Source organism: Bacillus thuringiensis (assembly GCF_001182785.1).
GTDB lineage: Bacteria > Bacillota > Bacilli > Bacillales > Bacillaceae_G > Bacillus_A > Bacillus_A thuringiensis_S.
On the sequence record NZ_CP012100.1, the window covers coordinates 200,936 to 218,051 of the forward strand.

Sequence of the window (17,116 nt, forward strand, 5' to 3'; positions counted from 1 at the left end):
CTTGGTACATATTTCGCAAGAAGTCTATCCAAAACAAACAATGCATTATCCATTTAATGGATTAATTCAACATAAGATTTAAATGTATACTAATTTTTATTCTGTTGTGTTTTTTATTAATTAATGCGATACGTGAAATTTTAAATATTAGCTTAATTAGCATGGAGTCATCATATAAAAAAGAAAATTGTACATTTCGACAACATTGGGACGCAAATTAATTTGTTACTTGTACGTTAAGTTTCAAAATTAATTATTAAAACCAAGTTTTTAGTAGTGTATATACCCTATAATAAAAAAATCCCCTTCAATTAGCCCTTTTAAAGGAGATTTTTTTCTTTACTCGTTACTTATTTTCACCAATTTTTCTCCTTGTTCTAAAAGCGTGTCATAGTCATTGTTTTCTTTAATTTCTTTAATCTTATTTTCAATTGTAGACGTATTATTTATATTAAAGTACGCATTTAGTACTTGATAGGGTGTCTTCCCTTGTTTGGTTGCACTGTCTTCAATATCTTCTTTCCATGGAATATTGGCTCTGTCCATGCTTAATTCAAGAGCTGAGCCAGTCTCATATCTCATATTCCGCTCTAAAAACCTTGGAGATTCTGCCTGTCCATTAGCAATAAAGTTGAACGCCTCCATAAAAGTAACATGATATGGCTTCTCTTTCTTTGCAAGTACCATAAGATTTCCACCGGTTAAATTACTATAACGATACTCTAAGTATCGTGCTGAACCTTCTATTGCTTCAGTTTTTGTTTCTCCAATCAATTGTGGCCATTTTTTATAGCGATAGTTACGTACAATTGTCCAATCATATAATGCTTGATTAATATTTTCTGGGTTCGTATCAATCATTGCTTTATCTAATAACATAAATTCTAATCCCATTAGCGCGTAATTTTCTTTATTTATCGGATATTCGTGAATAGACTCTCCACCATTTGAATCATATGTCCAATCTTTTTGTTTATAAACATGAAAAGCTTCATGTAATAAAAAAGACGAAAAATCAAAATATAAATCTGGATTAGAAAACATTTTCGGATAATATTTAAAATAAAATACATCCATATCATTAATATTTATTGTCCCAAAGTTCCAAGGCATCCAGGTAGAAACCGTTCTAAAATCAAAACGAGTTAAGCGATAGACTTTAGGTAGATGCAAAGAATTTGGGATTTTTATTTCTTTTGCAAAAATACTATTTTCTAATCCTGTTACATTAACTGCATAAGCTTCTTGCCTAAAGGATCCCCCATCTTTATTACTATGTATTAGAACTAATGGCTTTTTTTCAAAATGATAATTTTCATTCCAAAGTTTATCATTCGATTCTTCGAAACTCTTATAAATAGTAGATAATTCTTTTAACATGTTTTGATCCGTTTCATTTAAAAACTTAAACTCTGTATGATATGTTTTATTTAAAATTATGCTTCCCAACATAATTCCTATAAATATCACCAATAAGATTAGTATTACTTTTAAAGATTTTTTCATTTTACACTCCTTTTCGATAATGATAATCCTTATTCTGAATAAGGTTTAAAAATTTCCGTTTTATTAATACTCTTTTGGTGCAGACCCAATTTTATTGCCATGGGATAGTGCCAGCGTTCCTATAAATAGGGATAAAGTAGTACCTATGTAGGAAAGATGCTACTTTATCTCTTCATATTCATTCATTATTTAATATAGTTTGTGGGTCATCCTCTCGCAAAGGCGGAATAAGAGATTTTGCCGAGGTACATGAGATTTATAGTCTGGAGGAAGTAATTTGGATACATATACATATCCCATTACAAAACATTATCATTTCAATGTTTCCAGTCATTTTCATAACCTTGACAATAAAGATTTTTCTATGGAATACGCTTCAAATGTGTGTATAATATAGGCTAATTTTCATTTTGGGTTACTTTTGAATTCTTAAATCGGTGGGTATGCAGCTATCTACCCTAAAAAAAGAACATTGGACATTTATTCACAAGCAACTTCCTAAACATTGTTCCTCATTGACTAACTTGTTTATGCTTTTTTTAATTTGCAACAGAACCAAAAATCCCCTCATATTACTTATTGTCTATTATTAGCCGGAGCATCTCCTGTATTCCCATCATGACTTGGTGGCGTTGTATTTCCTTGGTCACTACCATTGTTTGGTGGCGTTGTATTTCCTCGATCACTACCATTGTTTGGTGGCGTTGTATTTCCCTGGTCACTACCATTGTTTGGTGGCGTTGTATTTCCCTGGTCACTACCATTGTTTGGTGGCGTTGTATTTCCCTGGTCACTACCATTGTTTGGTGGCGTTGTATTTCCTCGATTACTACCATTGTTTGATGGCGTTGTATTTCCTCGATTACTACCATTGTTTGGTGGCGTTATATTTCCCTGGTCACTACCATTGTTTGATGGCGTTGTATTTCCTCGATCACTACCATTGTTTGGTGGCGTTGTATTTCCCTGGTCACCACCACTTTTTGGCTCACTTTGCTTTTTCTCTTCTGGTTTCTTTTGTTTTTCTTTTTGCTTATTTTCACTCGGCTGTTCAGTTGTATTTGCTGTTTTCGTATTTAGAGAAGAATCACGCTTCTCACCTTTAATACGTAATTCGCTACCTTCTTGAACCACACTGTTTGGCATTTTAAATTGCGACTTATCTGTAGCAAACTTACTCATCATTTCTTTAAAAATCAATTGAGCTATTTTCGCATTTTTACTACTAATATAATCATCTTTACTATCCTTTGTATATCCGGTCCATACTGCCATCGTATATTGTGATGTATAACCAGCAAACCAACTATCACGAGTTGCACTTTCTGGTAGATTATATTGTGCTATTTGTTCTAAAGAATAGTTTGTTGTACCTGTTTTACCCGCTATATCTAAAGAACCTATATTAGCTGTTGTACCTAATCCAGATGAAACAAAAGTACGAAGCATATCAGTAATCATATATGCTGTAGAATCCTTCATAACTCGTTTTGACTTTTGCTCAAAGCTTTTTGATTTACCATCTGAATAAATGACTTTTTTAACAAAATGTGGCCTCGTATACTTACCATCATTACCAAATGCCGCATAAGCACCTGCAATTTCAGTCGGTGACGCTTCATTTGTACCAATCGCTGTTGATTCGGTCGGTGCTACATTAAATGTAATACCTAGCTTTTCAGAGAAACCTTTTGATCTATTAATTCCTACTTCTTTTGCAGTTTTTATTGCCGGGATATTTCGGGAAGTCTTCAATGCATCACGCATTGTAATTAGTCCCAAATGCTTTCTATCAGCATTTCTAACTTCTTGTCCCGTTGAGTACTTATATGGAGAGTCATCAATTTGATGGTAAGTAGCCCATTTTAAATATTCAATTGCAGGAGCGTAATCAAAAATTGGTTTCATCGTTGAACCTGCTGAGCGATTTAATTCAATTGCAATATTATGTCCTTTAAAAACAGCTTTATTTTCACCACGCCCGCTACCAATTGCACGTACTTCTCCTGTTTTCGTATCCATAAATGTGAAAGCCCCTTGAAATTTCTCATTTGGATAATTAATAATGTCTTTATTTAAAAGTTTGTCCGCAAAACCCTGTGCCTTTGGATCTAATGTTGTATAAATTTCTAAACCGTCAGATCCGATATTAACATCTGGCAACTCTTTTTCAACTTCTTTCACAACCGCATCCATAAAAGCAGGATAGGGCATTTCTTTTTGTTCAGTTGCTTTCTTAAGTCCTTCTGTTACTGGAACTTTTGATGCTTCTTCCATTTCTTTTTTTGTAATATAACCATGTCGATTCATTAATTTAAGTACAACATTTCTTCTTTCTGTTGCTTTTTTGATATTTTGTTCTTTCGTTGGATCATAGTTATTAGGAGCTTTCATTAAACCAGCAAGCATTGCAACTTCTGGTAGTGTTAAATCTTTTAATTCCTTACCATAGTAATTTTGGACTGCTGTTGCGATTCCATATGAACGGTTACCTAAGTAAACTTTATTTAAATACATTTCTAAAATTTCATGTTTTGAATACTGTTGTTCTAGCTTATACGCTAAATATATTTCTTGCGCCTTTCTCTTTGACGTTTTTTCCATCGATAAGAAGTAATTCTTAATAACTTGCTGTGTAATCGTACTTCCACCTTGAGAGCCGTAATCCCCTTTTAGGCTGACTAAGGCTGCACGTGCAGTACCTTTATAGTCTACGCCACTGTGCTCGTAAAAACGTGCATCTTCTGTTGCTAAAAACGCATTTTCTACTAACTTAGGAATCTGATCATACATAATATTCGTTCGTTTTTCTTTTCCATATTCATATATCAATTTCCCATCTTTATCATAAATTTTTGAGGATAACGGATTAACAAGTTTTGCTTTCTCAAGTTTTGGAGCATCTTTAATCATAACGAAAAAGGTAGCAACCCCTGCGACTAACCCCACAATACCAAGTAATAAACAACTAACTAAAAACTTACGAAAAAATGATGTTTTACCTTTTGCTTTTTGTTTCTTAGCAGCAGGCTGTTTTTTCTTTTTAACTTGTCGTCGCTCCTCTCGAGAACGATAATTTTCTGACATGCTACTTTCTCCTGCCTTTCAATTCTCCTGTTGATTTGCTTAAAATTATTGAAGCCACTTTAAGAAATATATTCATATTTAAAAAGTGTACTAAATAGACAATTTAAGTAATAAATTTGTTCCACTTTAAGATGAGGAAGAAATTTGAGCTTATCTGATAACGAAACAGAAACGGTAATCGTGGCACAACTAAAAAAATGGATTTTCATAGAAAATCCATTTTTAGCTTGATGGGCATGTGGCGGGCCCCCATCGCTATCAAGCTAAGAAAAAGAAAAGCCCCCTAAAATGAAAAAATGCGTTATTCTTTCTGTAGAATCATAGGTGTATAATTAAAAGAATGTTTTAGACTGATTATCGCTAAATTATTGGGATTTCTCCATTCTTATTCTCCTGTTTTAATAAAATAAGGATTTAGACTGATGAATAGTTTTTATTTAGAGAAACGAGGTTTTATTAAAATAAAGTATTAGACTAGACAGCCAATTTATATAGAAAAAAGGATTCAGAAAGAATTAACTTTACAAATTGACGCTGTACACATTTTTGTATACATTCGTTAGAAGAATTAAGTTTCAATTGTTTCTAGATAATGGGTCTTTCGTCATTTTTGACTTTAGCTCAAAACCTGTTCTTTATTTACTTCCTAGTTAAACAGGTATTTCACTTTTCAAAAACGAATTATAATATTATTGAAATATAGATAAAAAATTAACATAATGAGGGTGAAAATATGAAAAAAGAATTATTGAAAAAAGCCTCCTATCTACATAAATCAGAACTAGAACAATTACATAAAGCTATATACGTCTCCGAGAATGCTCATGAAGGACAATTTCGAGTTTCAGGTGAGCCCTATATTACTCACACCCATTTGCAGTTACAGAGATTCTGCTAGATTGTAAAGCGGATATCATAACTTTAGTCGCAGCATTACTACATGATGTGGTAGAAGATACAGATTACACAATAGAGGATATACGTAGTACGTTTGGCGAAAAAGTGGCCGATATTGTCGAAGGATTAACTAAAGTTGATAAGAAACAAATTCCCAGTAAAGAAGAATATGAAGCAATAAATTTCAAGAAGTTATTGTTAGCTACACAAGCAGATATACGAGTAGCTATTATAAAAGTGATAGATCGTCTCCATAACATGAGAACTTTACAGGTGAAAGCTGTAAAAAAACAAGTTCCTTATGCTAATGAAACACTCAAAATTTTCTCTCCTATATGTAAAAGGTTAGGGTTATTAAACATTCAACACGAGTTAGAAGATTTAAGTTTTTTTCATCTCAATCATTCTAAATATGAGGGTATGAAAATACTCTTACAGAATTACGTTCGGCTATTAGAGGATATGTCTCAAACCATTATTCAAGACATAAATAACTTCCTAGAGCCATCTTTAATGTTTCAGGTGAGTTACGAAGTGAATCCTATTTATACAGCTTATTCTCGTCTTCAAGACATAGCAGCAATATCAAAAATAATTATTACGACCTCAAACAAATTAAATTGTTATAAAATGTTAGGAATTATACATCAACTATATAAACCAATTCCTCATCAATTTGAAGATAACATAGCAATTGAAAACGATGTATTAAACAAATACTTAAAGACCAAGGTGGAAGTCAATAACCATGAGGTAGTGATATGTATTCAAACAAAAATAAATCAAGAGATAAGAGATAAAGGTGTTTTCTATATTCTTACAAAAAGTATAACTGATACGGAGATGCAAGAAATCATTTATAAGTTGATGGACCAGTTTATTTTAACTAATGATTTAGTAACTCAAGACGCTCTCGAATTTTATGATTTAGTATCATTTGAATTATTTCAAGAAACCATAGTTGTATTTACACCTAAATTAGATCCCATTCATTTGCCACAAGGTGCTACGGTAATTGACTTTGCTTTTGCACTAAATCCTGAGATTGCTAAGCATATGTCGGGTGCTAAAATTAATGGGGTAAAGAAACCGATAACAACAAATGTTTCACATCTAGATATTGTGGAACTTTGGGTTACTGATAATAAGTGTAATGTGAGGCATGATTGGTTAAATTTTGCTAATAGCTCAAAAGCTCTACTTGAAATTAATAAAGAGTTACAAGGATAAACTTCTGATAACGGAATCTATGTTAGAAAAAGGTGTTTTCACGTATAGAAGACATCTTTTTTAACAGTCTAATACTTTTTTCTATAGTCTAAAACATTTTTTAAATAAGACAGTAGGAAAGGATGGCATTTTTTATGTCTGTTTCTGTGTCTGACGAATTACAACTATTTGCTCAAGAGATTCAAAGCTTTTTATCTCCAAATATCTTATGGAATCTTGCCAGAGATGTTGGTTTTGTACAACGAACCAGTAAGTACCAAGCAAAAAATTTAGTAGCTTTATGTGTATGGGTGAGCCAAAATGTAGCTATGACTTCTTTAACTCAGTTATCTAGCTGTTTAGAAGCATCAACAGAAGTACTCATCAGTCCTGAAGGACTGAATCAACGATTTAATAAGGCGGCCGTCCAACTTTTACAACACCTACTAGTCAAACTACTAAGCAAAAAATTGGCCGTATCTATGCCGATTTCTTCTCCATACACTTCTGTTTTCAAGCGTATTCGTATTTTAGATTCAACTGCATTTCAACTCCCGGATGTATTTTCATCGGTTTATCCAGGTGCAGGAGGCTGCAGCCATACAGCTGGGATAAAAATTCAACTTGAGTATGATTTGTTAAGTGGACAGTTCCTTCATATTCATACAGGTCCAGGTAAACAACATGATCGCACTTACGGCTCTTTGTGTGCCCCAACTGTGACAGCAAATGATTTATGTATCCGAGATTTAGGTTATTTTCATTTAAAAGACCTTCAATATATACAAGATAAAGAGGCCTACTATATCTCTCGTATCAAGTCGAACACACGTATGTATCAAAAAAATCCTAACCCTGATTTTTTTCAAGATGGAAGAATTAAGAAAGGTACAGAGTATATACAGATAGATATAGAGACGTTAATGAACTCCCTTCAACCAGGACAAACGTGTGAAATAGCTGATGCTTATGTAGGAATGAATGATAAAGTGCCAGCTCGTATAATTGTTCATCGATTAACAAAACAACAGCAACAAAAACGCTTACAAGATCAAGCTGTAAGAGAAACAAAGAAAGGAATGAAGTATTCTCCTCGTAGTAAACGACTCAGTGGTATCAATGTATATATGACAAACACCCCTACAGATATTGTCCCGATGGGACAGGTACATGACTGGTATTCTTTGCGTTGGCAAATCGAAATTTTATTTAAAACGTGGAAGTCATTCTTTCAAATTCATCATTGTAAAAAGATAAAACCAGAACGATTGGAATGCCATTTATATGGTCAATTGATTGCCATTCTACTCTTTTCTTCTATCATGTTTCAAATGCGCCATTTGCTCCTTATAAAGAAAAAACGAGAGCTTAGTGAGTATAAAGCCATATATATGATTAAAGACTATTTTCTTCTTCTATTCCAAACTATACAAAAAAACACCCAAGAGCTATCAAAGGTGTTACTTCGCCTATTCAATCTCCTACAGCAAAACGGGAGAAAATCTCATCGATATGAGAAGAAAACAGTCTTTGATATATTAGGTGTCGTTTACAATTGTACCATGTCTGATAATCAAGCCGCTTAATTCAAAAAAGTGAAACCCGTTAGGGTTTATTTCGTATGCAAATCTTTCAATCACCTACACTTGCCCTTTAGAAAAAGAAACAATCTCGCCTAAAATTGACTTTGCATAAGCTTAGCTTGATAGCGATGTGGCGCTACCCCTTATAACAAGAAACATAAAATGGACATTTTTTCCAACTTATGTTTCTTTTAGTTTACACTCACTTTATGCTTTCACTAAGTTAAGCTCTCTAATACTTTTCTAATGAGATTAAAATATTTCTTTTTACTGTTGCAGTTTCATCTAAAAAATCAATCATTAAATCTATCTAATACTCCTTTTTATAAATCCTTTACTTTTTCCAAAACTGTTCCAGTAGAATGACGATCATGGTACCCACGAGTAATCCATTACTTAAAACATATTGTAAGGAAGAAGGAATTCCGCTAAATGCGCTTTCCGGAAGAAACATTATTCCTAAACTGATTAATAATGTAATTCCTAATATAGTTAATCGGCGTTGATTTAATTCTTCACGTAAAATCGATTGAAATGAAATGCCTATTACTTGGACAAATGTTGCTAAAAGAGCAGCATTAGCAATAGAGCCTGGAAGCAAGGATATAAAGCTTACAATTGAGGGAATAAACGAAATTCCTGCTAATATAAGACTTGCTATACGGAATGAATTCACTTTTCTTTGTCCTGTTAGTTGAATAAATCCCGCTGATGCAGGTAATGGTACAATTCCAATTGTAGAGAATAACGATGAGATAATATGTGATATACCTCCGACCCATATACCACGGTTGAGTGTTTGCTTTTCATTTTCTTTAGATAAGGGAGCTACTTGTTTTACAGCTGAAATAGCCGCAATTGTATTTGCAACTAAAAGAAATGTAAATAAAGTTGCAGTTAGGGTCATTCCAATATCGAATCTAGGTGTCCCCCAAGCGAATATCTGTGGTAACTTAACTAGCTGTGTGTGTGAAGGCATATGAGATGATTTTCCTAAAACAGCATACAAAAGCCAACCAAATGAGATTCCAAGTAACACAGCGTAACTTTTCATCCATCCTTTCCCTTTAATTGATAAGTAAGTAATAAGGGCAAAAACAAAGAGTGCAATAGTTGCTGTTGGATAGTCAGGATGAGTTGCAGATCCTTGTAATCCCATCATTCCTTTTAGTAACACACCACTAAGCTGAAGTGCTAAGGTTAAAAGAAAAGTTCCTGTAACTAAAGGGGTAAATAAACGTAAGATTCGATGAACAAGCCCTGTTATACCAAGAACGAAGAGTAATATACCTGCAATAATTAATCCACCTTCTAAAAGTTGCAACACGTCTTTTGCACTTTGTCCCTGATGCATAGCGACTTGTCCTAGTATGACAAATATACTTATCCATGAACCCGCTGGACCATCCGCAATGGGATAGTTATGTCCAAACAAAGCTTGTATAAATGAACTTACTCCCACGACTAAAAAAGTGCGCTGCATTAATGTTGAAATATCTTCTATTGATAAATGGAATATACCGCCAATAATGATAGGTAATGCAATTGCATTTGCTAATAAAAAAACAAACCACTGTAGAATATTAAAGCTTGTATTAAAGTATTTTTTATTCATATTATTCTCCTTTACCGAAAAAGAATCTCATAGTAAAAATCCATCCTTTCTATACAGTTAAATTAAAAAGGATGGATTTTGTAACTCTATAAAATCATTTTAATTATATAGATAGATTTTTGATTAATTACCATGTACGGAACGGTAAGAATTTCCCGTTAAGTGTAATAACGATACGAGGATCGCCACCTTTTGGATCTTCTTGTGTATCTACACCTAGATTGAAGTTAATTGCACTCATTACACCTTCACCGGCTTTTTCTAAGATTAATTCTCTAAGAGTTGGTGCGTATTGTAACATCATTTCATATAATCGATATAAGATTGGGTCAGTAGGAGGCATTTGCATTACTTGACCTCTAAGTGGAACTACTGTTAATGCCTGAACTACTTCTTCATCTAATTCCAATAGCTTACCGATTTTTTCTGCTTCCGGACGTGTCATTGTAGCTTGTCCTAATAATGCTGTTACAACCCAAGTCTCAGAGTTTTCACTTACTTTTGAAATTTCTTCCCATGTTAAGCCTTTTGCGATTTTTGCTTCCATAATTTTTTGCGTGACTTCTTGTCTATTCATATCTAATAACTTCCCTTCATTTAAGTAATAATTAATTTTTCATACCACTTAATGTTTTATATCCATCAACTACTAAATCTAATTTACCTGTGTGAGGATCAATAACTAAACCATGTACAGGAACATCTTTTGGAATAAGTGGATGATTTCTTACTAAATCAACATTAGCTTGAGTTGAATCGCAGACATCATCGAATCCAAATAACCATTTTTCAAGGTCAACACCAGCATATTCAATAGCTGATAGAATTTCTGGTGAAGCTACTCCACGGTCTAATATCTTTTGAATTGTTCCTTTTGGATTAGTTTGACCCGCCCCACATCTATGGTGTCCGATAAGAAAGATTTCATCTGCATTTAGATCATATACTGATGCTACAACACTTTGCATAACACTATCGAAAGGAGAAGCAATCTTACCACCTGCATTTCTGATAACTTTTGCATCTCCATCGTGTATATCTAAAGCTTTTGGAAGTAGCTCAATTAAACGAGCATCCATGCAAGAAACAACAACCATACGTTTCTTAGGCATTTTTTTTGCTTCACTGGGGGCGTATTCCTTATTTTCTACAAATTTTTCATTGAACGATAAAATATCTTGTAATAACATATTTGTAACCTCCTTTAAATCTAGATGTATTTTTTTGTTGCGTCCTCTGTGTTATAAGTAAATATAACTGATAAACAATGCGATGTAAGAGGATAAACTTAGTATAGTGAATTGTATCGATAAGCTGAATAAGTTGGCGAAACACTTTCTGCTTTTCTACTTTCACGGTGAAAGGATTGGTTTATATTATTGATCAAACAGATTTTGAGATACTGAAATTATTAGGAGAAAACTCAAGAATACAATGGAAAGAATTAGGCCGAAAAATACATATGACGGGGCAGGCTGTAGGAAATCGAATCAGGAGATTAGAGGATTTAGGGATTATTGAACAATATACAATCGCAATAAACCGAATCAAACTAGGACAAACAGTGACTGCATTTGTTACTTTGTTTGTAACATCAGCTAATCATCAAGAGTTTATGAATTTCTTTCAAAAAGAAGAAGAAATTTCTGAGGTACATCGTATAAGTGGTGAAGGATGTTATTTATTAAAAACACATTTTGCTTCTAATGAAGAATTGGATAACTTTCTAGGGAGACTATTAAAGTATGGGAATTATCGTGTTAACCTATCAATAGGAACGTTAAAATAAAGTCTCTTTTCTTCGGAGGGGATACGTTATTTTCTAATCCCTATTCGTATAGAGATTAGAAAATCGTTTAATTTTTATCTTAAATAGTCAGAGCCTTACTACAATTTGTGTGTAGTAAGGCTTTTTAAAGTTGTTTAAAAAATGGGAGTCATTCTATTCAACAATCGTGCTGAATTGTTGGGGGGAAATATGTTACTTTGAAGTTAAGTCATCCTTTGTTTTCTCTAAAGTAAACACATTCGTTTTTCAAGAAACATCTTGTACAACTAAATTCTGTTTTTGTAGATAAACAGCTTTATCTGACTGTTTGGCTACGTCTTGTGAATGAGTTACTACAATAATACATTTATTTTCTTTATGTGCTAACTCTCTAAACAACTCAATAACTTCCATGGACGTTTCTTGATCTAAGTTTCCAGTCGGTTCATCTGCAATTAACAAATCTACATTACAAGATAATGCACGAGCGATTGCGACACGTTGTTGTTGCCCACCGCTAAGCTGTAACACATTTCTTTTTGCTTCTATTTCTGTCAATCCTACTTTTTTTAGTAGCTCCAATGCTCTTATCTTTTTGTCTTTTACATCGACTCCTGTTATTTCCATTGCTGTTATAACATTTTGAAGTGCGGTCATATACGTAATGAGATTATAAGATTGAAAGATAATTGATACATACTGATTTCGATAGTAGTCGAGACCAATTTTACGTATATCCGTTCCTTTATATAAGACATATCCACTTTTTGGAACGTCTAATCCACTGGCTAAACTAAGAGTTGTTGTTTTTCCTGAACCAGATGGCCCTAAGATAGTATAAAAACTTCCGGTTTGAAAAGAAAAATTTACATTTTGTAAGATTGTAGTTCTCTTATTATTACTTTCATAATGATAATTGATATTTTTAAACTGTAAAATTGTCTCCATATAAATTCTCCTTATTCGTCTTTTAATAAAATCTGTTTTGGATTTAAACGAAGAATGGATAATGCCGGAAGAATCGTTCCTAGCATAGCGATTCCTAATCCAATCCCCCCTACTTTTCCTAAATCTTCAGTTGAAATACTTACATCGATATTATCAACCGGGTCTACGTCTGCAACAGGGTTACCACTTAATTTTGCTATAGGATCTTCCGGTTTATCCTCATTCTTTGCTATTTCACTAGATAACAGATTATCACCCACCTTTTGAGAAACTTTCTCACCTGTTGCTAAAGATAAGCCAAAAGCTAATACAGCAATACATAATACCTCAACTAGTAATTGACCCATTAACTTCCACTTCTTCTCGCCTATAGATAACAAAATTCCCATTTCTTTTCTACGTTCCTTAATAGAGAGCATAATTATTAATCCTAAAATCGTTGCACCTGCAATAGACACTATAATTACAATCGTTTTGGAAAAAGATGCAACATTCTCGATTGGACCAATCATCTGTTTATAAACGTTATCTTGTGCATCTAATTCATAGTACGCTGGTAACCCCAATTTTTTTGCTTCTTCTTTAAATGCATCAATATCCTTAGGATCCTTTAATGAATAGATTGCATTTTCCAGTGAATTCATAACAGAATACGGTACATATATTTGATTAGCAGGCTCTAATAAAGCAAAAGATTGTCCTCCAAAAGATGGAGCCTCTTCTTCAGACTCATATATACCTATAATTTCCAAATCTTTCGTGGTAAGTTCCTGATCCATTACTTCACCTATCTGTAATTTATCACCCACTTTTAAATTGTTTTTTTCAGCTAGTTTTTTTTCAATCATAGCAACTTTTTTTCCTACTATTTTTGACGTAATTCCCTCTCCTTCAACAAGTTTTAATTTTTTGTCTTGAGCAGCTTCTAATAAAGAAAAGTCTCTAACACCCTGTAAAGTGAAATTTAAATTATTATTTGGACCAAATGATTGAGCTCCTCCAGATGGTTCGACATTATGAAGCCCTTTCAGCTCAGCAATAGCACTTTTTAGATAATTATAGTGATCTAAATACTTAGAGTTCTTTAATTTATTAGCTTCTTTTTTTTCGATACTTGGTACCTTTCTTGCTTCATTAGCATTTTGATTACTGTTTTGTTCTTCCAAATACTTATTTATATCAATTCTTAAGTTGATATTAGCTCCTAATTGTTGTCTAGCCAAATCTGTTGCTTTACTGGATGCACTTTGAATCGTAAAACCAGCGAATACCAAATTAGTAACAACTAGAAAAATAGCAAGTAATATAAGTGACTTTCCCTTTCTTGATTGTAAACTCAAAAATGATCGTTTGATAAAATTCATGTTTTCTAACCTCCTTGATGCCATAGTAAAGTATCCATCTGGAGTTTAAATGTAGATTGTCTAGAGATATGTGGAGTTTATATGAGGTTCTGGTGCAAAAACTTCTGGATAATTGCAAGTAATCTTTTTAATTTGGACATATAAACTGTGATTTAGACCATAACCTTGCCACTTTGGAAAATTTATGCTTACAACGATAAAATTTTAAATCCATCATAAAATCGCTTAAAATTATAAAGGCATTAAAAATAAAGTTTCACCAAAAACACTTAATATAACTTAATTATAGGAGTGTTATCACACAATATAACTTAAACTAGATTGCATAATAACTTATTTTAACTTAATATATTCTTATGGAGGTTACTTATGAATCAAGAAGAACGATTGATACGAGTCTTTAATTATTTAGAAACAAATAAAACTATGAATATAAAAAAAATGTGTGAAATGTTTCATATCTCAAGAGATACTGCAAGAAGAGATATAGTAAAACTTTCAAAAAACAAAGCAATAGTTAGAACTTATGGCGGAGTGGCTTTAGCTACTTTTCATAAGAAAATTGATACTTATCAAGTGCGGTCACAGACTGCATTAGAAACGAAAAAATTGATTGGAATGAAAGCTGCAAATATAATTGCAAACAATGACATGATTTATTTAGACGTTTCAACAACTGTCAACTTTGTAGCGCAACATTTACAATCAAAGAACGTAACTATAGTGACGAACTCTATTGATACTGCTTATATGTTAGCTCAATCTGAAGATACGACTATTCACCTTTTAGGAGGAACTTTAAATAAGGTTTCTCGACATACTACGGGGACTTCGACCACTGAAAAACTCAAAGATTATCACTTTGACAAGGTAGTCATTGGAACCGCAGGTATTACAGAAGACGGGATATACTATGGTTTTGAAGAAGATATTTATTTCAAGCGTGAATTAATAAAGCATACTGATCAAGTTATTTTAGTGGCAGATCACACTAAATGGAATCAGCGACGAAATTATAAGGGTTTAACGCTTGAATCTATAGACACATTCATTACAAATCAAGTTATGTCTAATGATTTATATAACACTTTGAAAGAAAACGGTATTGAAGTAGTTATTGCAAGTGAAGATTAAAAAATCGGGAGGATTTATTTTGATTACATCTCTTATTTTTGACGTAGACGGCACAATTTTAGACACAGAAAAAGCAATACTAAAATCCTTACAAAAAGTTTTAAAAGAAGAACTAAAGGAAGATTATGCGTTACAGGATTTAAGATTTGCATTAGGGATTCCTGGAAAAGAAACCTTAAAAAAATTAAATGTTAAAAATATAGACGTTGTTCATCCGAAATGGGCCAAATCTGTACTAGATTTTTCTCATGAAGTCTCCGTGTTTGAAGAGTTAGAAAAAATTATTAAAGAGTTATCTTTTAGTAAACTAAAGCTTGGTATTGTTACATCAAAAACTAAGCAAGAATTAATAGATGAGTTCGAGCCATTTAATCTAAGCGGTCATTTTGAACGTATAATTTGTGCGTGTGATACGGATAAACACAAACCACACCCTGAACCATTATTAGCTTGTTTGAAACAATTAGATGTTCCTAATAATGAGTCAGTATACATCGGAGACTCTATATACGATATGCAATGTGCGAAAAGTGCTGGTGTTAAATTCGCACTCGCTTTATGGGGTTCAAAGACAAAAGAAGGTTTTGAAAAGGCTGATTATGTATTAAATTCCCCAAAAGATATTTTGGATTTAATTTAATCAAGTTTCTTACTAATAAAGACATTAAGTTACTCACTAAAACGTCGATTTCTTAACGTACAGGAAATCGACTTTTTATTTATAGGATTAGCGAAAGAAATTCGGTTATTGTTGGTGCTATCTTTCAATGAAGGCTTTATTGATATTCTAGTTTTTTTAGCTAAGAACACGTTAACTCTAGTTGTCTTTATGGTTTATATTAAAATTCCGGCAAGTTTATGGGTTAATAATTAACTTACGGCTAATTAATAGATAAAATGATAATCAAAGTATTAGCTTGATAGGAATAGGGTAACATCACTTGCCTATCAACTTAATATTTTAAACACCCCCATAACAACAAAGTTTTTCTCTCTACAGTTATTTATGTAAACGCCATTGACTAATTTGTTTATAGACAATGCCATTTAACCAAAATAAAAAGGCCTAGATTGATCATATTTTAAGATTGATTTCCATAGTTGAAAGTAAACCTCATTTACAAATTCATTTGTTTCATAACCATTTTTAACTATAGCAAATACGGTGTCATATATTCACTGAATTGTTAAATCAAATATATATTCAAAATCTTCTTCGTCACCGGATAACAGACGGTCTATCCAGTTGCTTATGTTGTCATTACTAGCCAAACAGGCAACCTCCTTAAAATTGATTTCACTATATATATTGGACAGTAATCATGATAAAGTTCCAAGTTTGATAAAAAATATATATTTATCATCTCTTTAGAAATATATAGATTACGTTAAGCAATTAGGCTGGTGTAAATTCCACAAAATCCAATGTTTCCCATTTAAATATGATAGAATAGAAAGATATCTAAAGAGGAGGAAAAACTACTGAACTCAAACACAAAACAGTTTATTTATGATATCCAGAAAAGAAAGAACAATTATATGGAAGATGTATTAACTGCAATACAACACCCTAAAAAAGAGCAATCTGTACAGGTCATTCAAAATATAGTAGAGAAGATGGATATGATGATTAGTTTAGTTACTACCTACATGACTATTGAAACAGAATCTATGAAAGAATTAAAAGAACTTCAGGAAGAAATTATCCATGCTCAAGCTTATATTCAAAAACGAAAATTTGAAGAAACACAGAGATAAAACCCTGTGTTTTTATCCAGCAGTCTATGACGCCAATCTTTTATGAATCAAACTAGATGTAATTTGATTCTCAATTTAACTCGCGTTATGGAGTTTTGAGAATCCCTTAGCGTATAAAAACGTTAAAATGTGCGTGCTCCCCCTTTGTAACCTTAAAATTCATTCCAGCAATTCCTTACAACGTATATTTATATATGCAAACTCTAATTACAGACAAAGGGAGAAGAATGTTTATTATTCTCCTCCC

At 32.7% G+C, this 17,116-nt stretch carries 12 protein-coding genes and 2 pseudogenes; 6 read left to right on the plus strand and 8 right to left on the minus strand.

Features of this window, described 5'->3' with window-relative positions; translation table 11 throughout:
• Nucleotides 1-339: 339 nt before the first annotated feature.
• Nucleotides 340-1,506 carry a hypothetical protein gene (locus AC241_RS28110; RefSeq protein WP_043938817.1) on the minus strand — a complete coding sequence of 389 codons (1,167 nt, stop codon included), beginning with the start codon at nt 1,504-1,506 and terminating at the stop codon, nt 340-342.
• A gap of 576 nt (nt 1,507-2,082) precedes the next feature.
• Nucleotides 2,083-4,593, minus strand: a complete 2,511-nt coding sequence (locus tag AC241_RS28115; protein WP_050845098.1) for a transglycosylase domain-containing protein — start codon at nt 4,591-4,593, stop codon at nt 2,083-2,085.
• A 733-nt stretch (nt 4,594-5,326) separates the two neighbouring features.
• On the opposite strand from AC241_RS28115, the pseudogene AC241_RS28120 reads away from it, so the two are divergent.
• A pseudogene (locus tag AC241_RS28120) lies at nt 5,327-6,720 on the plus strand (HD domain-containing protein).
• A 134-nt stretch (nt 6,721-6,854) separates the two neighbouring features.
• Nucleotides 6,855-8,285, plus strand: a complete 1,431-nt coding sequence (locus AC241_RS28125) for an IS4 family transposase (protein ID WP_050845100.1) — start codon at nt 6,855-6,857, stop codon at nt 8,283-8,285.
• 331 nt (nt 8,286-8,616) lie between these two features.
• Here AC241_RS28125 and AC241_RS28130 read toward each other — a convergent pair whose 3' ends face one another.
• From AC241_RS28130 to AC241_RS28140, 3 genes are all read right to left on the minus strand, one after another.
• Nucleotides 8,617-9,897, minus strand: a complete 1,281-nt coding sequence (locus tag AC241_RS28130; RefSeq protein ID WP_050845103.1) for a purine/pyrimidine permease — start codon at nt 9,895-9,897, stop codon at nt 8,617-8,619.
• A 127-nt stretch (nt 9,898-10,024) separates the two neighbouring features.
• Nucleotides 10,025-10,474: a cyanase gene (gene cynS, locus AC241_RS28135; RefSeq protein WP_048564973.1), complete on the minus strand. Its 450-nt coding sequence runs from the start codon at nt 10,472-10,474 to the stop codon at nt 10,025-10,027.
• Nucleotides 10,475-10,505: 31 nt separating this feature from the next.
• On the minus strand, nt 10,506-11,087 hold the full coding sequence (locus tag AC241_RS28140; RefSeq protein ID WP_048564972.1) for a beta-class carbonic anhydrase: 582 nt from the start codon (nt 11,085-11,087) through the stop codon (nt 10,506-10,508).
• A gap of 167 nt (nt 11,088-11,254) precedes the next feature.
• Here AC241_RS28140 and AC241_RS28145 point away from each other — a divergent pair, with 167 nt between their 5' ends.
• Nucleotides 11,255-11,686: an Lrp/AsnC family transcriptional regulator gene (locus tag AC241_RS28145; RefSeq protein WP_050845105.1), complete on the plus strand. Its 432-nt coding sequence runs from the start codon at nt 11,255-11,257 to the stop codon at nt 11,684-11,686.
• A 246-nt stretch (nt 11,687-11,932) separates the two neighbouring features.
• On the opposite strand, the gene AC241_RS28150 is transcribed toward AC241_RS28145, so the two are convergent.
• Together AC241_RS28150 and AC241_RS28155 are read right to left on the minus strand one after the other, a co-directional pair.
• Entirely contained in the window at nt 11,933-12,613 is a 681-nt protein-coding gene (locus AC241_RS28150; RefSeq protein ID WP_048564970.1) for an ABC transporter ATP-binding protein, read from the minus strand.
• A gap of 11 nt (nt 12,614-12,624) precedes the next feature.
• Entirely contained in the window at nt 12,625-13,977 is a 1,353-nt protein-coding gene (locus AC241_RS28155) for an ABC transporter permease (protein ID WP_050845106.1), read from the minus strand.
• Between the two features lie 369 nt (nt 13,978-14,346).
• On the opposite strand from AC241_RS28155, the gene AC241_RS28160 reads away from it, so the two are divergent.
• Together AC241_RS28160 and AC241_RS28165 are read left to right on the plus strand one after the other, a co-directional pair.
• Complete coding sequence (locus tag AC241_RS28160) at nt 14,347-15,111, plus strand: DeoR/GlpR family DNA-binding transcription regulator (protein ID WP_050845107.1); 765 nt, start codon at nt 14,347-14,349, stop codon at nt 15,109-15,111.
• A gap of 19 nt (nt 15,112-15,130) precedes the next feature.
• Nucleotides 15,131-15,751 carry an HAD family hydrolase gene (locus tag AC241_RS28165; RefSeq protein WP_050845108.1) on the plus strand — a complete coding sequence of 207 codons (621 nt, stop codon included), beginning with the start codon at nt 15,131-15,133 and terminating at the stop codon, nt 15,749-15,751.
• Nucleotides 15,752-16,123: 372 nt separating this feature from the next.
• On the opposite strand, the pseudogene AC241_RS28170 reads toward AC241_RS28165, so the two are convergent.
• Nucleotides 16,124-16,383: pseudogene (locus AC241_RS28170) on the minus strand (sigma-70 family RNA polymerase sigma factor); the annotation flags it as partial.
• A gap of 210 nt (nt 16,384-16,593) precedes the next feature.
• On the opposite strand from AC241_RS28170, the gene AC241_RS28175 reads away from it, so the two are divergent.
• Entirely contained in the window at nt 16,594-16,869 is a 276-nt protein-coding gene (locus AC241_RS28175) for a hypothetical protein (RefSeq protein ID WP_050845109.1), read from the plus strand.
• The last annotated feature ends 247 nt before the right edge of the window (nt 16,870-17,116 follow it).